The organism is Streptomyces sp. NPDC058289 (assembly GCF_042880975.1).
GTDB classification, from domain to species: domain Bacteria; phylum Actinomycetota; class Actinomycetes; order Streptomycetales; family Streptomycetaceae; genus Streptomyces; species Streptomyces stoeckheimensis.
Window position 1 is genome coordinate 37,243 of the sequence record NZ_JBHVYI010000036.1, and the last position, 22,761, is coordinate 60,003.

At 71.5% G+C, this 22,761-nt stretch carries 16 protein-coding genes; 13 read left to right on the forward strand and 3 right to left on the reverse strand.

The genetic code is table 11. The features are described 5' to 3' along the window. The first annotated feature begins 1 nt into the window (after nt 1). The 11 genes from ACFVX6_RS20110 (at nt 2) to ACFVX6_RS20160 (ending at nt 18,010) form a co-directional block, all read left to right on the forward strand. A complete protein-coding gene (locus tag ACFVX6_RS20110; protein ID WP_389693267.1) occupies nt 2-1,153 on the forward strand; it encodes a hypothetical protein in 1,152 nt (383 codons plus the stop codon). Then, nucleotides 1,141-1,791, forward strand: a complete 651-nt coding sequence (locus tag ACFVX6_RS20115) for a 4Fe-4S single cluster domain-containing protein (RefSeq protein ID WP_389693204.1) — start codon at nt 1,141-1,143, stop codon at nt 1,789-1,791. The genes ACFVX6_RS20110 and ACFVX6_RS20115 overlap by 13 nt, the downstream gene beginning before the upstream one ends. After that, nucleotides 1,788-3,245, forward strand: coding sequence for a hypothetical protein (locus ACFVX6_RS20120; RefSeq protein ID WP_389693206.1), 1,458 nt, complete (start codon nt 1,788-1,790; stop codon nt 3,243-3,245). Before ACFVX6_RS20115 ends, ACFVX6_RS20120 begins: the two co-directional genes overlap by 4 nt. After that, nucleotides 3,242-5,353 (forward strand): AAA family ATPase, encoded by a 2,112-nt coding sequence (locus tag ACFVX6_RS20125; protein ID WP_389693269.1) that lies wholly within the window; start codon nt 3,242-3,244, stop codon nt 5,351-5,353. Before ACFVX6_RS20120 ends, ACFVX6_RS20125 begins: the two co-directional genes overlap by 4 nt. Next, nucleotides 5,350-7,470 (forward strand): Hsp70 family protein, encoded by a 2,121-nt coding sequence (locus ACFVX6_RS20130; protein WP_389693208.1) that lies wholly within the window; start codon nt 5,350-5,352, stop codon nt 7,468-7,470. Before ACFVX6_RS20125 ends, ACFVX6_RS20130 begins: the two co-directional genes overlap by 4 nt. Next, nucleotides 7,470-8,663 (forward strand): hypothetical protein, encoded by a 1,194-nt coding sequence (locus ACFVX6_RS20135; protein WP_389693210.1) that lies wholly within the window; start codon nt 7,470-7,472, stop codon nt 8,661-8,663. The genes ACFVX6_RS20130 and ACFVX6_RS20135 overlap by 1 nt, the downstream gene beginning before the upstream one ends. Next, nucleotides 8,660-11,161: a GTPase-associated protein 1-related protein gene (locus ACFVX6_RS20140; protein WP_389693212.1), complete on the forward strand. Its 2,502-nt coding sequence runs from the start codon at nt 8,660-8,662 to the stop codon at nt 11,159-11,161. The genes ACFVX6_RS20135 and ACFVX6_RS20140 overlap by 4 nt, the downstream gene beginning before the upstream one ends. Nucleotides 11,162-11,167: 6 nt before the next feature. Continuing rightward, a complete protein-coding gene (locus tag ACFVX6_RS20145; RefSeq protein WP_389693214.1) occupies nt 11,168-12,715 on the forward strand; it encodes a hypothetical protein in 1,548 nt (515 codons plus the stop codon). A 439-nt stretch (nt 12,716-13,154) separates the two neighbouring features. Continuing rightward, on the forward strand, nt 13,155-13,454 hold the full coding sequence (locus tag ACFVX6_RS20150) for a hypothetical protein (RefSeq protein ID WP_389693216.1): 300 nt from the start codon (nt 13,155-13,157) through the stop codon (nt 13,452-13,454). Nucleotides 13,455-13,658: 204 nt separating this feature from the next. Then, nucleotides 13,659-15,644 carry a calcium-binding protein gene (locus tag ACFVX6_RS20155; RefSeq protein ID WP_389693218.1) on the forward strand — a complete coding sequence of 662 codons (1,986 nt, stop codon included), beginning with the start codon at nt 13,659-13,661 and terminating at the stop codon, nt 15,642-15,644. 299 nt (nt 15,645-15,943) lie between these two features. Beyond that, a complete protein-coding gene (locus tag ACFVX6_RS20160) occupies nt 15,944-18,010 on the forward strand; it encodes a SpoIIE family protein phosphatase (protein WP_389693220.1) in 2,067 nt (688 codons plus the stop codon). A 9-nt stretch (nt 18,011-18,019) separates the two neighbouring features. On the opposite strand, the gene ACFVX6_RS20165 is transcribed toward ACFVX6_RS20160, so the two are convergent. Genes ACFVX6_RS20165 through ACFVX6_RS20175 form a run of 3 tightly spaced genes read right to left on the reverse strand, consistent with a single transcriptional unit; the run spans nt 18,020 to nt 21,098 of the window. Next, nucleotides 18,020-19,252 carry a hypothetical protein gene (locus ACFVX6_RS20165; protein WP_389693222.1) on the reverse strand — a complete coding sequence of 411 codons (1,233 nt, stop codon included), beginning with the start codon at nt 19,250-19,252 and terminating at the stop codon, nt 18,020-18,022. Next, nucleotides 19,249-20,712 carry a dihydrolipoyl dehydrogenase family protein gene (locus tag ACFVX6_RS20170; RefSeq protein WP_389693224.1) on the reverse strand — a complete coding sequence of 488 codons (1,464 nt, stop codon included), beginning with the start codon at nt 20,710-20,712 and terminating at the stop codon, nt 19,249-19,251. The genes ACFVX6_RS20165 and ACFVX6_RS20170 overlap by 4 nt, the downstream gene beginning before the upstream one ends. Further along, nucleotides 20,652-21,098 carry a heme-binding protein gene (locus ACFVX6_RS20175; RefSeq protein WP_389693226.1) on the reverse strand — a complete coding sequence of 149 codons (447 nt, stop codon included), beginning with the start codon at nt 21,096-21,098 and terminating at the stop codon, nt 20,652-20,654. Before ACFVX6_RS20175 ends, ACFVX6_RS20170 begins: the two co-directional genes overlap by 61 nt. Before the next feature lie 196 nt (nt 21,099-21,294). Here ACFVX6_RS20175 and ACFVX6_RS20180 point away from each other — a divergent pair, with 196 nt between their 5' ends. Together ACFVX6_RS20180 and ACFVX6_RS20185 are read left to right on the forward strand one after the other, a co-directional pair. Continuing rightward, a complete protein-coding gene (locus ACFVX6_RS20180; protein WP_389693228.1) occupies nt 21,295-22,107 on the forward strand; it encodes an SDR family oxidoreductase in 813 nt (270 codons plus the stop codon). A 69-nt stretch (nt 22,108-22,176) separates the two neighbouring features. Further along, entirely contained in the window at nt 22,177-22,761 is a 585-nt protein-coding gene (locus tag ACFVX6_RS20185) for a hypothetical protein (RefSeq protein WP_389693229.1), read from the forward strand.

Below are 22,761 nucleotides of genomic sequence, written 5' to 3' on the forward strand. Positions count from 1 at the left end.
GATGGCCCTCACGGTGGTGTCCGACAGCGGACGCACATGGCACCTCACGCAGCAGATCGGCAGCGGTTCCGAAGGGGTCGTCTTCGCCGTGGACGACGCGCGCCCCCTGGTCGCCAAACTCGTCCTCGACCCGCCCGATCCCGCCGCCTACCGGCGCCGCATCGCCCGGCTGGTACGGCAGCGCCGTCAGCCGCGTTCCGTCCGGCTGCTCTCGGGGACGCCCGCGCGGGTCGCCTGGCCGATGGCCGGGGTTCGGGCCGGCGGCCCGGGCGGGGACGGCGTGGACGGCTACGTGATGACCGACATGCGCCACGCCCATCAGCCGTTCGCGTACCTGCTGACCCCGCAGGCCCGCCAGGTGCTGCTGCCCCGCGCGACGTGGGCCACCGCACTCGCGGCCGCCCTCTCGCTCGCCCGCCTCCTCGCGGACCTGCACGCCGAGGGCTACGTGGTGGGCGACCTGAAGCCGGACAACCTCTGGGTGGACGAGCAGGGCCGGGTCGGCATGGCGGACGTGGACTCCTGGCAGTTCACGGACGGGGGCGAGGCGTTCCCCGGGCGGATGGGCAGTCCGGGCCACACCGCGCCCGAACGGATCGGTGCTCCGGCCGGCACCGCGCCGGACCGGGCGTCCGACGAGTTCGTCCTCGCCGTCCTGATCCACCAGTTGCTGATGTGCGGACTCCATCCCTTCGCCGGGCATCCCTCGGCGGGCGGCGACTACCTGTCGTACGACGACAACGTCCTGCACGGCCGGTGCCGCCTGCTCGACCGGACCTCGGTGTACCTGCCCCGCTCCGCGCCGCCCGTAGACCTGCTCCCGCGCCGGCTCACCGCGCTCTTCCGGGCCGCGTTCGGCGGGATCCGGCCTTCCGCGTCGGTCTGGGGCGAGGCGTTGGCGGCGGAGTCGGATCCGGCGCGGCTGAGGACCTGCCGGAGGAACGCCCTGCACGTGCACACGGCGGAGCGGCCCTGGTGCCCCTGGTGCGACCTGGCCGAACGCGGGGCCGACGGCTATCCGGTGCCGGACCCGCGACCGCGTACGGACGGAGTGGCGGGGGACGCCGGGAACGCGGAGGACGGGACGGGCGGAAAGGGCGGGAAGGACGCGAAGGACGGGAAGGGGACGGAGGGCACGGTATGGCAGAGGTGACCAAGCTCTCCGTGGCGCGGCGGCTCGACCGCTGCACCGTCCTCGGACCGGGGGTCAGAGCCGTGATCTGGGTGCAGGGCTGCCCGCTGCGCTGCCGGGGCTGCGTGGCGGCGGAGACGCTGCCCTTCGAAGGGGGCACCGCCCACACCGTGGAGGAACTCACGGACTGGCTCTGCGGGTTGCCCGACATCGAAGGCGTCACCCTCTCCGGCGGCGAACCCTTCAGTCAGGCGGCGGAGCTGGCCCTGCTGCTCGACGCCGTCCGGGCGCGGCGCCCCGAACTCGGCGCGATGGCCTACTCCGGATTCCGGTACGAGGCCCTGCGCCGGGGCGGCCCCGACCGGCAGGCACTGCTGCGCCGCCTCGACCTGCTCGTCGACGGCCCCTACGTGGCGTCGCGGCAGCACGGTCTGCGCTGGCGCGGCTCCTCCAACCAGCGCATCATCGCGCTCACCGGCCGCTACGCGGACGTGGGAACCGAGCCCGACCACAGCGCGGGCGTCGAACTGTCCCTGGAAGCCGACGGATCACTGTCCTGGGCCGGAGTGCCGCCGACTCCCGGCTTCCGTGAGGGGCTCGAGGAACGACTCGCGGCACGGGGCTTCGTCCTGCGCGCCGAGGAACGGAGGGAAGCATGAGCGGATCACCGAAGTACAGCACCGTGACGGTCGCGCCGGCCTACGCGCGGATCGAGGCGGAAAGGCGCCGCGCCCGGGAGGCCGCACGTCGGCGGCTGGAGGCACAGCGTGCCAGGGAACGGGCAGAGCGTGCCGCCCAGCGGGCCCGGGAAGTCGCCGCCCGCCGGGAGCGGGCCAGGGCGGAGGCCGGGCGCCGGGAGGTCGAGATCGCCCGGCGCCGGTCCGCGCAACAGCAGTCCCACGCCGCCCGGGTGCATCAGGAGCAGGCCGACGCCGACGTGCGCCGGCTGGCCGAGGTGCGTCAGCTGCTGGGCCGGGCCCGTGCCGAAGACTCCGGTGTGCGCGTGCTGCGGGAGCGGCTGGACCTGCTCCAGAGCAGCGTGGAGCGGGGCGAGGATCCCGGCCGGGACATCGAGGAACTGCGCGGCCGGGTCGTCGTGCTCGCCGAGGAGGCGGAGGCTTCCGGCCGGAACGCCGACCACGGTGCCGTCATGGCCGGGCTGGAGGAGCGGCTCGCCGGGATCGGGCCGGGGGCCCGTGAAAGCGACCCCGAGGGACACCGGCGCTGCCTCGACCTGCTCGCCGAGTTGCGCACCACGGCCGGATCCGGTGCGCAGACGCGGTTCCAGGCGATGCTCGGCACCGCGGAGCACGCACTCGCCCGGCATTCCGCGACCGTAGGGGAGCGGGTCGCCGAAGAACGCCGCCGGGCGGAGCAGGCGCGCGAGGCACAGCTGCAGGCGGAGGAGCGCGCGTCCGAGCAAGAGGCGGCCCGGCAGGCCGCGTTGGAGGCCGAACAGGAGCGCGTGACGGCGGTGCTCGCCGAGGCCACGGACCGGCTCGCCGTCGTACGGCAGTCCGTGGGTGAGGCGGCGGCCGAGGCCCGGGAGCTCGCCGACCCCGAACTCGCCGAGCGCATCGAGGCGGCGCTGACCGCCGTCACGAGCCCCCTCGCGGCGGGCGCGCCGACGGAGGCGCTGACGGCGGTCGAGGCGCTGGAGGAACTGCTCGTCGGTGCAGAAGCCCAGCTGGACGAACTGCAGTTGGCGTACGCACGCCGGATGGATCTCGCGCAGGCGCTGCAGGACGCCATGATCGGCGAGGGCTTCGCCTTCACCGGGGGAGCGGAGCAGGCCGGAGAGCTGCTGCTCAGCTTCGAGCGCCCGACCGGGGCGACGTACCAGACCACGATCACCACGGACGGCGGTGGCACCCCCGTCCTCGTCTACCAGGTCGACGGCGAGCCCGATGTCACCCTCCGCCCGGATCCGGAGGTCGCGGTGTGCGACCGCACCGAGGACCTCCTGGTGCGGGTGCACGAGGCGATCGTCGAAGGGGACGGCTTCGTCCCCGGGGAACTCACCTGGCTGGGGAAGCCGCCGGGTCCGCGGGGCAAGCCGCTGACGGAGGCGGAGCAGCGGCCGGACACGGAGGAGTGGAGTTGGACGGGGTGAGCACGGTCGGCTGGACGAAGCAGGACAACGGCGCCGACGGCGCGGGACGCCCCTCGCGTACGGAGCACCCGGGCGGGCCCGCCGGTGACGGGCAACCGGTGGTCGCGGACGGCATGATGCCGTTGTGGGCGGTGTCCCTCGGCTGGGAGCTGAGGCGCGGGCGCCAAGTGATCCTCAACGGTCAGATCAGGGACCGCTGGTGGTTCGCGGACCGGCCGGCCTCCTTCCGCGAGGTGGTCGCCGGTCTGCTCGAAACGCGCGGCGCCGAGGTCGTCGGCTGGTGGGATCCGGTGGGCGGGCTCGCCTTTCCGCTGCCCGGTCACGCCGAGCGCTTCGACGAGCTGCGCGAGGGGCGGTCCTCCGAGCGTACGCGGACTCCGGGAGGGGCTGCCGCGACCGGAACGCCCCCGGACGGCGCGGGAGCGCGGCCCCCGCAGGGGCGCGGGGACGCGGAAGGACCGCTCGACGGCGCGCCGGACGCGACCGCCCGCGCCCGACGCGGAGACGAGCGGGACCGAGGACGCGAACGCCTGCTGGCGCCGCGGCAGTCGGGCCGGCCCCGCTCCTTCGAGGACGTCGTCGCCACCGTGCACCGCCTGGTGGCCCTGCCCGACGCGGCCGTCGCCTTCGTCTTCGAAGACGTCGATCACCACCTGCCGCCCGGCCGGCCCGAATCGCACCTGGGCTATCTGAGGCTGCGCGCCGCGATGACGGACGCCGTGACCCCGCGCTCCGCCGCGGGCCCGGCCCCGCACGCGCGCAACGCGGTCCTGTGCGCGGTGGGTGACGTGGGGCGGCTGCCCGGCTGGTTCCACCTGGAGGATCCGAGGGTCGCCGCACTGCACATCGGCCCGCCCGACCCCAGCGAACGGCGCCTGTGGCTCACCTGGCTGCTCCGCCACTTCAACGGGGCGCACGAGTCCTCGCGCGCCGATCTCGAAGCCCTCGTCGGAGCCACCGACGGCATGCTGGGCTGGGACATCGAGTCCCTCGCCAGGACCTCGTGGCTGCGCAACGCACCCTTGCGGAAACCGGACAAGCTGCTGGAAATGCACCGGCTCAACGTGAGCGTCGACCCGTGGACCCAGCTCGACCGGGAGACCGTGGCGGGCGCTGCCGGGGTCCTCGGCTCCCGGGTGGTCGGCCAGACCGTGGCCGTGAACGCCGTGGCATCCGCCCTCCAATCCGCCTTCGTGGGCGTCGACTTCGGCAGTTCGGGGACCGCTCGTCCCCGGGGCGCCTTCTTCTTCGTTGGACCGACCGGCGTGGGCAAGACCGAACTCGCCAAGGCAGTGGCCGAGTTGATGTTCGGCGACCAGAGCGCCTACGCGCGCTTCGACATGAGCGAGTACCAGCAGGAGCACGCCGCCGAGCGCTTGGCCGGCGCGCCGCCCGGCTACATCGGCCACGAACAGGGTGGCGAGCTGACCCGTCGCGTCCAGGAACGTCCGTTCAGCGTGCTGCTCTTCGACGAGATCGAGAAGGCCCACCCCAAGGTGCTGGACAAGTTCCTGCAGATCCTGGAGGACGGCCGGCTCACCGACGGGCGCGGCCAGACGGCGTACTTCTCCCAGTGTCTGATCATCTTCACCTCCAACACGGGTGCGGACCAGGTCCGGAGCCTGCTGGAGGAGCGTGACCAGCTCTCGTACCCGCAGCTGGAGGCGCACTTCACCCGCGCGGTGGAGGAGAAGTTCCGGCAGATCGGCCGGCCGGAGATCTACGGCCGGCTCAAGCCGGGTGTGGTCGTCTTCGACATGCTGCGCCCCGAACACGTCGCCAGGATCGCCGACCGGCTGCTCGGAGAGCTCGCCGAGTCGGTCCGGGAACGCCACCGCGTGGAGCTGGTTCCCGACACGGACACCCTGCACCCGTGGATCACGGAGCGGATGTCGGACCCCGGACACCAGGCCTACGGCGGGCGGCAGATCCGCAACGAACTGGAACTGGTGCGCTCGGCCGTCGTCGGCCATCTGCTGGTGAACCGTCCGGAGCCGGGCAGCCGGATCCGGGTCGGCCTCGGGGCCGACGGCCGGCCGTGGGTCAGCGCCGACGGCGCGGGGCCGTTCGCGGGGCCGTTCACGGGCGAAGGGAGCGTACGGTCATGATCGCCATCGACCTGGGGCACCGCTTCGGGCGGGTCGCGCGGGTTGGCCCCGACGGCCTGCCGGAGGTGACCACGACGGGGCTCGCCGGTGTGGACGGCGTCCTCGACCCGGTCGGGGCCCTGCCCTTGCTGATCGGATCCGCCCCGGCGGGAGAGGGTGTCCACGGGGCGGAACCGGACCGCACGGTCGCTCTCGGACTCCCCGTGTCGGGCGGGCGGGAGGACGAGCTGCGGTACGCGGTGGAGCGCTCCGGGCTCGAGGTCGGACGCGCGGTCCCGGAGCCCGTGGCCGTGGCCCTGCACTACGGGGCCGTCGCTCAGGGCGTGGACCACACGGTCCTGGTCTGCGACCAGGGGGCGACCACGCTGGACCTGAGCGTCCTGGCCGTCGCCCCCGACCTCACCGTCCACGTGGTCCGCTGTCTCAGCCTCCGGCTCGGCGGCGACGACTGGGACGCGGCGGTCGCCGCCGAACTCGCCGGCCGCCTGCCGGACGGCGTGGACCCGCTCGGCGCGGCGGAGGTTCTGCGACGGGCGCTCGGCGACGCGGACGCGGTCACCGAGGCCGTGGAGGACGCCACGGGCGGCCGGCATCCGCTGACCCTGGAGCGGAGCGACTTCGAGCGGGCGGTGACGCCCCTGCGGGAGCGCCTGCTCGCCGCCGTCGCGGAGCAGCTCGGCACCGCGGAACCGGCCGTGGACACGGTGCTGCTGGCCGGCGGGATGTGCGCCGAGCCCGGCCTGCGGACCGGGATCGAGGCCCTCCCGGCCGCGCAGGGCCTGACGGTGCGCTGCGACCGCCCCGAACTCGCCGTCGTGCTCGGGTTGCTGGAGCTGCGGGACTTCGGACTGCTGCGCGTCGTCACCGGATCCGCCGGGAGGCCGGGACGGGCGGAGGCCGGGTACGCCGGCCGGGACTCCGGTTACACCGACCGGGACTCCGGTTACCCGCGTACGGAGACCGGTCGCCCCGGCGGGGACACCCGGTACCCGGGCGGTCCCGAGTCCGTGGACACCCTCCTGGACCCCGAACCCGCCGGGGCGCTGACGGACCCGGAGCCCCGCACCGGGCGTCCCCCGCTGGAGGACCCCGAACCCGCCCCGCGGCAGGGCGCCGGGCCGGCCGGGCAGGAGGGCGCCTTCGCACCCCCCGATCCCGCGGCGGCCGGGCAGCCGCACACCGATGCCCCGCCACCGCCGTACGCCGAGCCCCCGCACGCGCCGCACGCCGAGCCCCCGCACGCGCCGTACACCGAGCCCCCGCACGCCTCGTACGCCGAGTCCCCGACGGCCGGACCCGCGTCCACCGATGCCCCCGGCCCTCCGGAGCCATCGCCACCGCCCCCGCCGAGCGCTCACCACCGCGAGGCCGAGCCCGAGCCCCACCCCGAGCCCGAGTACAGCTCCGCGGCCCGGCCCGGCGGCAGCGATCCGTACGACATCACGGCCGAGACCCCGCCGAGGTCCCCCGTCGATCCGCGGACCCTGTTCGCGGTCCCGGTGCCCCAGCTCCAGGCCGTCCGGCGCGGGGACCACCTCCTCGTGCTGTGGGCGTGGCCCGACGGGGCCCTGAGCGCGCGGGTGCGCTGGCGCCGGGAGGGGAACACCGCCGGGGCCGCCGCGGGCGCGGGGGACACCGTGTGCCGCCGCCGGGTGTACGAGCACGACGGCGGCTTCGACCTGGCCGTCGGCAACGGGGCCGTCACGCTCACCGTGGAGGCCCTGGTGGCGGAGCTCGGCGATGACTGCGAAGGAGCCTCCTCGTTGCTCGTCCCGGCCGCCCCGACGGTCGTCTCGTACGAGCCGAGCGTGCGCCGCCGCCTCAAGGGCCGGGTGGCCTCGGTCACCTTCACCTCCGAGGACGGCTGCGACCTGCCCGGTCTCCACATCGTCCACAGCCTCGGCCGCTTCCGCCCCACCAGTACGGCCGAGGGCACCGTCCTGCACGAGGTGCCCGCACAGCGGCTGTCCCCAGCCACCCCCTTGACCGTGGAGTTCCCGCTGCCCGCCACGCGCGGCCCGTCGTGGCTGGTCTGCTTCCCGGCGCACGCGGACGCGGGCACCGACTTCGGTATCGACATCCGCCCGACGGCGCTGCACAGACTGCGAGTCACCTGATGGCCAAACGCCTCATCTGCCCCTACTGCTACGAGAACTTCGCCCCGCGCGAGATCCGATTCCGCTGCAACAGCCGGCTGAGCCGGACGGGAAAGCAGTGCGAGCGACGCCGCGACCAAGTGCTCGACCAGCGGAAGGGACCGCGCCGCAGCCACGACCTCGGACCGGACTTCGCCGCTGACGGCCGCAAGCCCACGGCCGTCTGCCCGGACTGCGACGGAGAGACCACCTACCGGATCTGCCCGGTCTGCCACTCCGAACTGCCCGTCCAGTTCGGCATGATGGACAACCGTCTGATCGCCATGGTCGGACCGAAGGCGTCGGGCAAGACCGTCTACATGACGGTCCTGCTCCACGAGATGCGCAACCGGGTCGGAGAGGCCTTCGGAGCGGCCCTGATGGGCTCGGACGACGAGACGATGCGGCGCTTCAGCTCCGACTACGAGGACCGCCTCTACCGCGACAACCAGATGTTCCCCGGTACCCAGACGGCCTCCACCAACCTCAACCGGGTGGACCCGCTGGTCTTCCGCTTCGGCCTGCGCCGGCGCACGCTGCTCGGCGAACGCCCGCAGCACACCGTCCTGTCCTTCTTCGACACGGCCGGTGAGGACTTCAACTCCCGCGAGAACGTGGAGCTCAACACCCGCTATCTGGCCGGCGCCGACGGCATCGTGCTGCTGCTCGACCCGCTGCAGATGCCGGGCGCCCGCGACAACGCCCTGCCCGGCACCCCGCTGCCGGGCAGCGAGGGGCTCGACCCTCCCATCAACGTCCTCTCCCGGGTGACCAACCTGCTACTCGCCCGCCGTTCCGGCCGGTCCGCCGCCCAGAAGATAGACATCCCGATCGCCGTCGTCTTCTCGAAGATGGACGCCTTCTGGCACCTGCTCGATGCCGGCAGTCCGCTGCGCGACCACGCGCCCGCGCGGGACCGCTTCGACGTGGGCGACAGCCTGAACGTCCACGAGGAGGTGCGCCGGCTCCTCAAGGACTGGGACGGCGTGCCGATCGACCACCTGCTGGACAACCACTACTCCCGCTACCGGTACTTCGGGGTCTCCGCGCTCGGTCGCAACCCCACCACGGACGCCCGGGTCGCCGCCACCGGCATCCAGCCGTACCGGGTGGCCGACCCCCTGCTGTGGCTCCTGAGCGAGTTCGGTTCGGTGCCGAGGGCGGGCCGGGGATGAAGCACTTCCAGCAGCTCTACTACACCTCCTGCGAGCACGGGCTCAGCGGGTTCTCCGGATTCCAGTTCAACGCCGTCAGCGCGGGCGTCACCGCGGGTACCCGGCAGGCCGTGGAGGCCCTGGCCGGGTACGAGCCGCCCCGCTCCCTGGTGGAGTCGGACACGCCGGAGCTGCTGGAGCGCTGCCCGGTCAACCTCTGCTACCGGCCCTACGACCGGGACGGGCGCCGCGCCACCGCGCTGTGCGTGCGGTACGTGGGCCGCGATTCCGCCCGCCGCTTCGGCAATTACTTCGCCCACGCCCTGCACAGCGAGGACTTCCGGGAGGCCGCGGGCGGGATGCTCGGGATCGAGCTGTGGAACTCGCCCGTGTGGACCCGCACGGTGGCCCCGGCCACGGAGATCCCTGTGCTCGCGGCGCCCGCGCCCGGACCGCTCGGTGTCCGGTCCGTGAGCGAGTTCCTGCGCGGGCATCCCCACGCGGCCCGGCTGCCGGAGCTGCTGGCCGCCGTGTTCGCCGCGCTGACCGAACACGGCTCGGTGGTGGTGGTCGACCGCGACACCGAACGGATCGCGCGCTGGTTCGCCGCGGTCTCCTACCTGCTGCCGCCCCCGCTGGCCCGCGGGCTCTCCTTCGCCACCTACGTCTTCCGTCCGGCCCGTAGCCGGCTGCACCTGATCGGCACCGTGCCGGAGGCGCAGCTCGCCTTCGGCACGGACGACGAAGCGGCCTACACCGTCTTCGACTTCTCGCGGGGCGTCTTTCCCGAGGTGCCCGTCAGCGACCTGGTCCGCCTCCTCACCAGGATCGGCGTCGATTCCGTCCGGCTCGTCTGGTCCTGGACGGCCGACTACGCACGGGGCGGCGAGGCGACGCCGGACGACTGGCATGCCCCCGTCGCCGCAGCGGCGTGCGCGGGCGGCATCCCCCTCACCACGGCCGATGTCCACGCGGTGACCCACTGGCTGGCCGGGGCCGACCACCTGGGCGCACTCCGGGCGACCGTCGCGGAGGACATCCACCGCAAGCACCGGGACCTCGACGACGGCCGGCTGGCCATGCTGAGCGCGGCCGCGAAGGCCGGGGGCGACATGCGCGTGCACCGGGAGATCGAGGGGAAACTGCACGGGTCGCGGATGCGGGCCTACATCCGCGCCGCCGAGGACGCCGCCCCGCCCGTGCCGATCGACGACCCGGCGGCACGCGAGCGGGCCACCGCGCTGTGGCAGCGGCTCGCGGCGGAGGCACGGACCCCCCGCGAGCGGACCCGCCTGCTGCTCTGGGCCGTCGGCGCCAGGCTCCCCCTGACACCGGAGGTCGTGGACCGGGAGACCCTCGGCCTGGCTCATGCCCTGCTCGCGTCGAGTACCGACCACCCGCTGCACGAGGTGTCCGAACTCCTGCGCGTTCTGCCGGCGATGCGCGAATCCTTGGCCGCGGCGGTGGAAGAGGTACTGAAGGGACGCTCCGGCCAAGAGCAGTTGCTGTCGCAGTTCCCCGCCGAGCTCCTGCGCGAAGCCGACCTGGCGGACCGCCCCCTGGTCCTGGAGCACTACCTGCGGGCGAGGGCCGAACGCATGCCCTCGGACACGGTTCCGATCATGTTCAAGATCCTGAAGATCCGGGGGCGCACGTCGCCCGACGAGGAGCTGGTGAGCGCCCTCTGGCGGCCCTCGCGGACCTGGACCCACGAGGAAGCGGCCTGGATCGCCAGGCTGCTGCCCGCCTCGGAACCGGTGGACGAGGCAGTCGGCGCATGGTTCCGCCGCGCCCTGGGCCAGGACATCCAGGACCAGGAGTCTCTGGCGGCCTGTCTGCGCCTGTGCGGGCTGCTCGCCGATCCGGGCCGCTTCGCCTGGCTGCCTTCGGACGTGGGGGAGCGCGTACGGATCGCCCTCGATCTGAACAGGGCCCTCCGTGAGGCCGTCGAGGCCACGGACCTCCTCGAGGCGTTCGCGATCCCGCCGAAGCTCAGATGGACCGCGACGCTCGCGCTCACGGGCCTGTGCCTGGTGCCCGCCATGCTGTGGCTGCCCGCCGACACCCCGCGACTGCGCGGCCGGCTGGCGGACCTGAGCGACCGCGACCTGGACCGCTACTTGTCGGACGTGTACCGCAAGGTCACGGGCGGTGAGGGGATCGGCGACGTACTGCTCACCCATGTCGCCACCGCAGCCACCCTGTCGCGGCAGGCTCTGCGCACCCAGGCCCAACTGGAGCTCGTGACGGCGATCCGCGCCCATCCCGCCGCACACTGGCGCCCGGCGGATCTGGAACGGCTGGAGGCGGCCGTACGGCCTCACCATCCCGAACTCGCCGACCAATACGCCGAGGAGGCCGAGGCCCGGCGGCAGAGCCCGCAGCGCCGGCCCTGGTACTCGCCCTTCGGCCGCCGCTCGGCGCCCGCCGCCGTGGATCCTCGCGGGGCGAAGGCGTCCGAGCCCCCGGCACCCGGCGCGCCCCGTCCCGACACGTCACGGAAGAAGAAGGGACAGTGACCCGCCGTGTATGAAATCATCTACTTCGTCCTCATTCCCGCCCTGTACCTCATCGGGCTCGGCGCGTTCCTGCCCTTCGTCCCGGTCATCGCCGCCCTGCGGGGCCTCGCCCTGGTGATGCAGGTGCTCGCCGGGTACGGACGCACGGTGGTCGGCGTCGTGCACCGGCGCACCCCCGAGTTCCAGACCATCGCGCCCTACCGTCCGCAGGACGAGCAGGTGAAGGCGTACCGCAACTACTTCTTCGGACCTGCCTCCCGCGACCTGCGCCAGATCCTCGTGCTGGAGCGCCGGTCGTACGTCACCACGGTCGGCGACTCCTTCCGGGCCGTGACCTCGAGGCAGTTCACCGCTCCGGCACACAACCGGGCCTTCACCGTGCCGTACGGGCTGGCGCTGTACCTGGGACTCTGCGCGGGCCTGGTGGTCGCCCTGGCGCCGCTCGCCGTGCTGCTGGGCCTGCACGCGTCGGTCATGGCCCTGCTGGCGGGCGGGGCCAGGCTCCTCGCCGGCGCGCTGCGGGCCGTCGACCGGGCGGTGCTGTGGGTGAAGCACCTCCGCACGGGAATGCTGTGCCCGCACTGTTTCGAACGCGTTCCCTATCCCGCGTACGACTGCCCGCGCCCCACCTGCCGACGCCGGCACGCCGACATCCGCCCCGGCACGTACGGCATCTTCCGGCGGCGCTGCCAGTGCGGACAGCGCATGCCGACCCTGCTGATGCTGATGAGCCGGGACGCGCGGCTCCAGGCGTACTGCGTCCACCCCCACTGCGGGAAGCCGATGAACGCGGACGCCGGCCACATGCCCGAGGTGGTGATACCGCTGATCGGCGGGCGGGCGGCGGGCAAGACGCAGCTGATGGCGGCCATGCTGCTGTCCCTGGAGCGCGCGGCCGCGAACGGCGGGCCGGCGCTCACCCTCGCCGACGAGGAGTCGGAGGCCAACTACCAGGTGCTGCGCGAGGTGCTGCGGATGCGCGGAAACACGCGCGCCACGCAGAAGGCGCTGCCCCGGGCGCACTCGTTCGTCCTCGGGGGCGGCCGCTCCCAGCGGCTGGTCCACCTCTTCGACACGGCCGGCGAGCGGTTCGTCGACCGCGAGGAAACCGACGCGCTGCGCTACGCGCGGGCCGCGCGCACCTTCGTCTTCGTCCTCGACCCGATGGCGGTGAAGGAGTTCTGGACCACGACGGACCCGGCGCCGGGTCCCCTGTTGGACCGCACCCTCGGCTCCACGGTCGATCCCGAGGAGGTCTTCGCCCGGTCGGTCCAGGCGGTGGCCGCGATGGGTGCCCCGCTGGAGCGCTCGCGCCTGGCGGTCGCGATCAGCAAGACGGACCTGCTCGCCGAGCACGGCCTGGTACCGGCAGGCTTCGACGGCGCCGAGGCGAGGACCTGGCTCTGCGAGGCGCTCGGCCTGCGGAGCCTCGTCCAGGCCATGGAGCTGCACTTCCAGGAGGTCCGGTTCTTCCGCACCGCCGCCGTGGCGGACGAGGACGCCCGCGTGGACGACAGCATCGCGGGGTTCGCCGAATGGTGCCTGCAGGGGTGAGCGGATATGCCTTGGATGCGCAGCTCAACGGCCGGATAGCCGGGGGAAATGCTCACAGAAGTGATCGCGACCCGTTACGTCACGCCTCTGCGGGAGGGCGGCTCGCTCCCAGAAATCGTTGAAGCCGACGATCTCGGCACGTACGTCATGTAGGTACCGAGTCCGGGGCTGCGAGCTGTGGAGGGCCACCGGGAATCCACCCCCTGCGGGTGACGGAGCGCGCCGGTCAGATGCCGTCCGGCGTCCACGCGATCAGTGAACATCACGGTGGCTCACCCCCCATGCGGGGGAGACGGAAGCCCTGTACGCACCTACCTTCGACGCAACCCCGTGTACGGCTCTCGCAAGTCGGCATGCGTCGTGCGCGCCGCCGGAGGACGCTGGTCGTGGAGCTGCCCGTCTCCTGCCCGGCAGCCCGGCGAGGGAAGGATCGTCAGCGATGTTCGCGAGGCTGAGCACCTACCAGGGATCACCGGTTCCCGCTGGGGGAGACGTGATCGCTCATTCGGAAGCGATCGTCAAACAGGTTCAAGAGCTTCCCGGCTTCCGGGGCGTCTATTACCTCATCGACCGGGCTTCGGGGACGGCCAAGTCGCTGACCTTGTGGGATGACGAGCAGACGATGCACGCGAGCGAGAACCACGCCACGCGGATCCGTGAGGCAACCGCACAACGGGAAGGCCAGCGGATCGTCTCGGTCGAACGCTTCGAGGTGGGATTCAGCCACCTGGAGTCGTGAGGGCACCCATCCCACGCAGTCCCTCGCGGGGGTGGTTCCCGGGGGTCCAGTGGGCGCAATGCGGCACGGCTCCCGCGGTCCCTGCGGTCCTGGGCGGTACGAAGCTGTGCGCGCTGTGCGCGCTGACCGCCCGACCCGGAGGTTCGTACGCCCATGCCCCTTCCCCGTCCGAAACGACTCCGCAGACGTTTTCCCCAGGCCGGGATGCTGGCCGCCGCAGGGCTGGCGCTCGTACTGACGCTGCCCGGCACCGCGCTGGCCGCCCCCGGCGATCTGGATCCCACCTTCGGGCCGGACGGCCGGGTGACCACTGCCTTCGGCGGGTACGCGGAAGGCCACGACATCGCGCAGCAGGCCGACGGCAAGCTGGTCGTGGTGGGCCTGGGCGAGGGCGGCTTCGCACTCGCCCGCTACGACACCCATGGCAGCCTCGACCCCGGCTTCGGCGGGGACGGCACGGTGACCAGCGACTTCGGCGGCGGCGCCCACTCGGCCAACGCGGTGGCGATCCAGCCCTCAGACGGGAAGATCGTCGTGGCCGGCACCACCGAGAGGTTCACGGAGGAGGGCAGCGGCTGCTGCTTCTTCTCCGTGGCCCGTTACAACACCGACGGCAGTCTGGACACAGGCTTCGGCGACGGCGGCCTGGTACGGGTCGAAGAGTTCGGCGGGTCCGCGGACGGCGCGGACGTGGCGGTACAGCCCGACGGCAAGATCATCGCCGCAGGCAAGCCCGGTGGCGGCGGTTTCGCGCTGGTCCGCGTCGACACCAACGGAAACCTGGACCCGAGCCTCGGCGGCGACGGCGCGGTGGCCACGGCCTTCAGGGGGATCTTCCCCCAGGAAGGCAGCGGCATCGGCCGCGGCATGGCCCTCCAGCCGGACGGCAAGGTCCTCACGGTCGGATACGTGGGCGACACCGCCTTCGATATCGGCGTGGCCCGCTACCTGCCCAACGGCACGCTGGACACCACCTTCAGCGGTGACGGCATGGTGACCGCGGACTTCGGCAGCACGGAGTTCGGCAACGCCGTGGCGGTGCAGCCGGACGGCAAGATCGTCGCCGCGGGTTCCGGCGGCGCCGGCTTCGCCGTCCTGCGCTACAACGCCGACGGCAGCCCCGACACCGGCTTCGCCGTCGGCGGGCGCACCTCGGTCAACGTCCCCGGCGACGGCGGAATCGCGTACGGCATGGCGCTCCAGCAGAACGGCAAGATCGTCCTCGCCGGGCGGGCCGACGACCCGAACAGCGCGGAGGCCAACGACTTCGGCCTGGCCCGCCTCAACCCCAACGGCACCGTGGACACCGGCTTCGGCGGTGACGGCTTCGCGGTCACCGGCTGCGGGGACTTCGACGAGGCCCGCGGGGTGCTCGTACAGCCCGATGGGAAGATCGTCGCGGCCGGCTACGGGGCGGGCTTCGCCTTCGCCGTCGCCCGTTACCAGGGCGGTGACGGCACTCCGCCGCCCCCGCCGCCGTCGACCGCGGACCTGTCGGTGACGAAGTCCGCTACGGCCACTGTCAGCATCGGCGACCGTGCCTCGTACATCGTGACGGTCTCCAACTCCGCGACCTCCACGGCCACTGCCACGGGCGTCACCCTGTCCGACACGCTCTCCGGAGCCGGCGTGACCCTCACCTCGGCCACCGCCACCCAGGGAACCTGCACCACCACCGCGACGCAGGCCAACTGCGCCCTCGGCTCCCTGGCCCCGGGCGCGAGTGTCACCGTGACGGTGACGGCCGAGCCCCGCACCACCGGCACGCTCACGAACACGGCGGGAGTCACCGCCACCCAGCAGGACCCGGTGACCTCCAACAACACGGCGCTCGCGACCACTTCGGTGAACAACGCCCGCGGCTGCACGATCATCGGCACCAGCGGCGCGGACACCCTGAACGGCGGCTACTACAACGACGTAATCTGCGGCCTCGGCGGCAACGACATCATCCGGGCGAGCTACGGCAACGACACCGTGCACGGCGGGTACGGCAACGGCAACATCGACGGAGGCTTCGGCGACGACGACCTGAACGGCGGACCGGCCAACGACACCCTGACCGGCTACTACGGCAACGACCGCCTGACCACCACCGACGGCGTCCTCGGCAACGACACCGCCAACGGCGGCCACGGCACCGACACCTGCACCACCGACCCGGGCGACATCCGCATCAGCTGCCCCTGACCCCCACTCCGGAGCCCGTACGCCGCGTGCGCCTACCCCAGCCCATTCCTGCCGGTGCGGGCCGTGGACCCGTCAGCGTGCCGCCGTGCCGGTCGCGTGACCAGAAGGCGCCCGGGGGCGGCCGGGAACGCCCAGGAGCGCCGTCGGAGAGACCTGCCGGGAGGCGGCGGCAGGCCGACCGGCAGACGATGGATCCGTGGAGACGTGGTTCCCGGGCCGTGCGCCTGAGCGGCTCGGGGCCTGACCGCGGACCGCGGACCGCAGTGCGAGGACGCCGCGGCGTTGGGTGACGGTGCCAGATGAACGAGCACATCCCGGTCGAAGAGTTGATCAGCAGCGCCGCGCAGGCCGCGGGCGGATGGCTGGGCGCGCTGCCGGTCGCACTGGTGGCCACCAGCGCTGACGGGACGATCGTGCGCTGGAACCAGGTCGCGCAGGAACTGCTGGGCTACACCCCGCCGCAGATGCTGGGGCACCACATTTCCGACCTCATGCATCCGGGATCCGACCGCAGTCTGGGCCGTTCCCTCTGGGAAGCCGCGGCCACCGGGCGGGGTGTGATGGGCACGGTGACCGCCTGGCACCGGGAAGGCCACCCGCTGGAGCTGGAGATCTGGGCCTCTCCGGTGTCCGACCGCCAGCACGGCGCCGCGACGGTACTGGTCTTCGCCGCCGATGCCCACGCGGCACGGCGCATCCGGGGGTCGTCGGCCGTATGGGACGGCCTGTTCTCCCGCTCTCCCGTCGGCATCGCCGTCCTCGACACGCAGCTGCGGTTCCTGCAGGTCAACGCTGCGCTCGAAGCCATGAACGGCCTGCCGGAGTCGGCGCACGTGGGACGGCGCCTGGCCCAGATACTCCCGGAGGTGAACGCCCGCGAGATGGAGGAGGCCATGCTGCAGGTCTTGGAGACCGGGCAGCCGGTCCTGGACCGTCGCCGTGTCGGGCGGACGCCGGCCGAACCGGACGAGGACCGGGTGTGGTCGTGCTCCTACGTCCGGGTGGAAGATCCCGCCCGCATGCCGATCGGTGTCATCGCCTCGCTCGTCGACATCACCGAGCAGCAGCGCGATCACATGGAAGCCGAAGCGGGACGGCGCAGGGTCGCCCTGCTCAGTGAGGCCAGCATGCGCGTCGGCTCAAGCCTGGACCTGGAGCGCACCGCGCAGGAGCTCGCCGATCTCGCAGTGCCGCGCCTCGCCGATGCCGTCACCGTCGACGTCCTGGACGCGCTGGCACGGGGGGAGGAGCCCGGCATGGGGCTGACCGGCGGGGTCGCCCTGCGGCGGCTGGGCAAGGCTCCGCTGTCCGGGTCCAAGGTGACCGACATCCTCGCCCCCCTCGGCAGGACCCTCACCTTCCCCGCGAACGCTCCTTACACCCAGGCCCTCGCCGCCCGGCAGCCCTTCCTGATCGCCCGGCTCGACGAGCAGACCATCGCCCCCGCCACCCGGCACACGGCCAAGCCCGGGCAACTGGTCGCGGTGGGAGTGCACTCGTTCGTCATGGCGCCCCTGCTGGCCCGGGACATGGTGCTCGGCGTGGCCACCTTCTACCGCACCCGCTCGATAGGACCCTTCGGATCCGAAGACGTGACCCTCGCCGGAGAACTCGCGGCCCGGGCCGCGCTCAGTATCGACAACGCGCGGCTCTACCACCGGGAGCACGAGACCGCCGTCATCCTCCAGCGCAGCATGCTCCCCCAGCACATCACCGCGCCGCGCGGCATCGAGGTCAGTCACCGCTACCTCCCCGCGAGCGACGTCAACGAGGTCGGCGGGGACTGGTACGACGTCCTGCCCCTGGCCGGCGGCAAAGCGGCCCTGCTCATCGGCGACGTCATGGGCCACGGCATCGCCGCCGCCGCGGTCATGGGCCGGCTGTCCGCCTCCGTACGGGTCCTCGCGCGCCTGGACCTTTCGCCCGTCCGGCTGTTGCACCAGCTGGAAGCCACCCTCGCCGACCTCGCCGAACCGATGCTGGCCACCTTCCTGTACATCGTCTGCGACCCGGCCACCGGACGCTGCACCGTCACTCGGGCCGGGCACCCGCCGCCCGCGCTCGCGCTCCCCGACGGCACGGTCAAGCTCCTGGACACGCCGCCCGGAGTCCCTCTGGGTGTCGGGGGCATCGCTTTCACTCCCACCGAGATCACAGTGCCTCCCGGGAGCCTGCTCGTGCTCTACACCGACGGGCTGATCGAGGCCCGCGGCTGCGACCTCGACGAGCGGCTGGCCGAACTGACACAGCTGCTCGCGGACCCGCAGCGGCAGCTGGACCACGTGTGCGACTCGCTGATCTCCCACCTCGTTCCGGCGGCGGCCGACGACGACGTCGCGCTCCTGGTCGCCCGCATCGGCGGCTAGTCCGACCGGCTACACCAGCACTCCGGAGAAGAACATCGCCCCCAAAAGGGCGTACTGGATCGAGCAAAAGGCCAGCAGGGGTACCTGAACCCAGCGGGACATGCGTCCGACCAGGATGAGCCCGACAAACATTTGCGCATGATTGCGGTACCACGACATTTCCGCCCCGGCGAAGAAAGGCAAGAAGAAGATTGCCAGCGTCAAGATCAGGGCGGCCCACTCCTCGACTTCGAGCCGACGGTTTCGGACGAGGAGAACCGCGGCCGTCGCCAGAATGAGAAGAATGAAGGCGGTATTCAGCCAGAGCTGGGTCCTGTGCGCGGTGAGACTGTGCTCCACCAGCCACGGCAGGTGCCCCTCGGGCCGGTACCAATCGCTGAACGGGAAGGCGTAGGCCTTCCTCATCTCGCCGAAGGGCTGCCGGAGGTCGCCTTGCGTGTAGCTGGATTTCTGGAGGATCTCGTACGCGTTCCAGTGGCCCGTCGCCTGCCACATCAGCCATTTGGTCCAGAGGATTCCGCAGCCGGCGAGTGCTGCCGACATCCCGGCCTTCGCGAACCGTATCGGCCATGTGTCTTTTTGCCATGCGAAGAACGCGCTCAATAGCAGCATGTCGACGGCGACAGCGCCGACAGGATAACAAGAGGCCGCCACGAAACCGCCGGCAGCGGCGACGGCCCAGGAGTTGCGCTTCACTCCGACGATACAGACGAGCAGTGCCAGCGTTCCGGTGGCGATCGGGAAGATCGCATGGAAATAGATACCGCCCGGGAATACCGTACCAATGGCGAGGGTCAGGCCTGTGGCCCATGTGAGTCTGGCGCCGAGCAGCCACCAAAGCATCGCGAACATGCCGAACAGGGACACTTCGGTGACGACGACAGCGGATACCTCATAGGAAATCCCGGTGGCGGAAGCCGCCCGGACCGACATGGGGTACCCGGGAAACCAGGCCACATTTCCGCACATGACATCGCGAAAGTTCGGGTAGCGATCCCGGCACCAAAACATTTCGTAGCCTGTCTTGGCTATCGACAGGTAATGTGCGGAATCCCAGCGACGGCGGCCACCTGTGGACCAATAAGCAACTTCGGATCCGTCGCCCGCCACGGATTCCTTCGCGACCAGCCAGCTGACGAGGTTCGTGATCAGCCACGCGACGACCGGCGGCAGCAGGTTGTGGAGCCCGCGAGGAGACACAGGGCCGAGTCGTTCACGGGCGTGCCCTGCGGGGTGGCTCACGCCTGCCGCTCGGTTTCCAGGTCGCTCCATACGGCTGGGAAGGAGCCGATCCCGATGTCGCGGCAGATCTTCTGGGCTGCCATTGCGACTGCCTCGGTAAAGGTGGGGAAGGCGAACTGAAGGTCGGCGAGCTGTTCGACTTTCATGCCGGATGCCATGGCGGTGGCGACGACTTGCACGATTTCAGCCGAGTACTCACCGAGTACGTGGGCTCCGAGGATGGTGTGGTGGTCGGCGTCGGCGATGAGTTTGCAGAAGCCTTCGGGGCGCCCGTCGGTGACGGGCCGCAGCAGGTTCTCGTAGAGAGCGGTCGCTGTGACCGCACGGTGACGGCCGGCCGCTTGTGCTTCGGTGAGGCCGACCTGGCCGTACTCGGGGTCCGTGAAGCTGCCCGTGGGTACCACCGTGTACGTGGCGACGGCGGTGGGTCCGTTGACCGCGTTCTTTGCCGCAACGCGGCCTTCCAGCCTGGCCGTCTGGACCAGTTTGGAGCGGCCGTTGGCGTCTCCTACCGCGTAGATGTGCTCGACGTTGGTCCGCAGGTGGGCATCGACGGGAATGGCGTGCCGCTCCGCCGTGACACCGGCTCGTGGCAGGCCGAGATTCTGAATGTCGGCCGGCCATCCGATGGCGGCGAACACCGCGTCGAACGTCGTCCCAGTGTCCCCGTGTCGCAGTCGTACGCCGCCGTCGGCGCGTTCCAGGGACTGAACCTGGGTGGCGGTGAAGACCTCGATACCTCGGTTGCGGAAGGCGTCGTGCATACCCGTGGAAACACTGGCATCAGCGTGGGGCAGCAGGTGGGGGCCCGCTTCGAACAGGCTGACACGTGACCCGAGGTCGGCCAGGATCGAGGCGATCTGGCAGCCGGTGTCGGCTCCCCCGATCACGGCCGCCGTGCCGGGCAGGGCCGTGAGGGTGGGAAGGTCGCTGTAGGTCATGGCCAGCTCTCCGCCGGGGACGGGAAGGCCTGCCGCGTGGCCGCCGACCGCCAGGATGATCCGGTCGGCAGTCCAGGTACGGCCGTCCTCGGCCGCCAGGGTGGTGGAGTCGAGGAAGTGGACCGGACCGAGGTTCTCGGTCAGCTCGATGCCGAAGTGGCGAAGGCGGGCGCCCATGTGTTTGCGGTCGCGGGCGTAGCGGGAGACGCGGGCGCTGTTGGCGAGGATCGCCGGGAGGTTGGGTACGGGCCGGCTGCCTTCGAGGCCGAAGTCGGCCCAGGAGTTCCAGTCCCTGGCCAGGCGGGCTGCGCGGGCCAGCGTACGGACCGGGGCGGGTCCGTGGTTGAGGCTGGTGCCGCCCACCTCGACTGCTTCCAGCAGGACGGCATCGGCTCCCAGTTCACGGGCCTGCATCGCCGCTGACACGCCCGCAGCGCCACCGCCGACGACCAGCACCCTCACCGTCGTGGCTCCGGTGCCGGATCGTTGCCCGCTCTCCCGGTGAGAGCGTTCAGGCACGCCTCGGCGACGACGACGTCCTGGTCGGCGCTGCCGCCGGAGACTCCGACCGCGCCGAGGGTGGCGCCGGACTCGTCGGTGACGGGCAGGCCGCCGCCGACACAGACCAGTCCCTGGTGGCTCCACTGCAGCCCGTACGCGCGGCCGCCCGGCCGGGTGATCTCACCCAGGGCGGCGCTGGGCCGGCGGAAGAGCAGGGAGGCTCTGGCCTTCTGCCACGCCAAGTCGATGGAGCCGAGCATCGCGTCGTCCATCCTGATGAAGTGGATGAGGTGCCCGCCGGCGTCGACGATCGCGATGGACACCTGAATGCCCAGCTCCCGCGCCGCGGTCATGCCGGTGTCGGTCATGCGAGTGCTGCTCGGCAGCGACAGGACATGCGGCATCGGCGCCTCCGTAACGATGTGTGCGCCGGTATGCGACGCCATGACCATTCCGCCTAGCATGATATTTATCGCGACTCGTTTGGATCTGCACTATTTGCGGCATTGATGGACTCGGTCACCGCGGGTGGGTATTCCTCTGCTTGGCCTCGGCCCGCGACTGCCGTCGCGGGCCCGGACCCGACTCGGAGCTGAGGCCATGGCGAAGAGCGTTCTCATTACCGGCGCGGGATCAGGCTTCGGCCGCGACGCCGCACTGGAACTCATGGCGAACGGCCAGTCGGTCATCGCCGCCGTGCACCATGCCGAGCAGATTCCGGAGTTGAAGAGCGCGGCGTCCGCGCGTGGGGGAACCCTGCGGGTGGAGAAGCTCGATCTGCTGTCAGAGGCGGACCGCCAGGCAGCCGCAGGCTGGGACATCGATGTGCTGGTCAACAACGCGGCCATCGGTGAGGGCGGCCCGATCTCCGAGATCCCGCTCGATCTGGTGCGGCGGGTCTTCGAGGTCAATGTCTTCGGCACCCTCGCGCTGACCCAGGGCGTCGTGCGCCGGATGGCGGAGAGAGGCCACGGCCGGGTGATCTTCGTATCCTCGATCGCCGGACTGACCGCCGGTTCCTACCTGGGTGCGTACGCCGCCTCCAAGCATGCGCTGGAGGGCATCGCGGAGTCGATGAGCAACGAGCTCGCCCCCCATGGGGTGCAGGTGGCGACCCTGAACCCGGGGCCCTACGGGACCGGTTTCAACGACGAGATGGTGCGCAGCCGCGACCGCTGGTACGACCCGGCGCGCAACTTCACCCGGCCGCAGGACATGGCCCGCCTCGACGAACGGTTCGCGACGCAGTACGACCCTGCCGACCTGGTCAAAGCCATGGTGGACATGGTCACCGCCGACTCCGGCCGCTATCGCAACGTGCATCCGCAGGAGTCGGAGGACCTGGTGCGCCAACGTCAACGCGACGCGTGGACGCGTACGCAGCCACAGCCGGGGGACCGCGGCACCGGCTGAGGCCGAGCAAAGGACACCAACAGAAAACCAGCCCGCGAGAAGCGTGCGAGCTCACGAAGGGATCGGGACATGGCGGACGACAGGACTGCGGCGCAGACGCAGCGGACACGGCCTGGAAAGAAGCAGGCCGCCACGGGCGAGCTGACGACTTTCTGGAAGGTGAAGGAGGGCCACGAAAAGCAGCTCAGAGAGGCGCTGGAAACGCTGGAAAAGTGGCCGATCGAGCAGAAGGCGCACGCCGGGGCCCTCATCGGCACCCTGCACGACCGGCGGTGGGTCCTCTTCGACAACGACACGCGCATGATGTTCTGCACGAACTACGACGGTGAGTGGGATCCCTACATCGAGGCGTTCGCCGAGCACAACGCCCCTGCCTTCGACATGATCTTCCAGCACATCGAGGGCTTCCCCGCAGGCGGCATGCGCGACCCCGGCATCCTGGACTACCTGATCGACCACCAGGAGACCGCTGTCGAGTACATGCGCTTCTACGACGGCACCGTGCCCGAGATCCAGCAGGCGCTGACGTTGAAGAAGGACTTCGAGGCTCTCCTGGACAGCCCGGAGTTCCAGCGGGCAGTGCGCGACCCTGCTCATCAGGAACTGCTGGGTACCCCGCAGTTCCAGGCCGTCCTTGACCACGCGGCGGGCTAG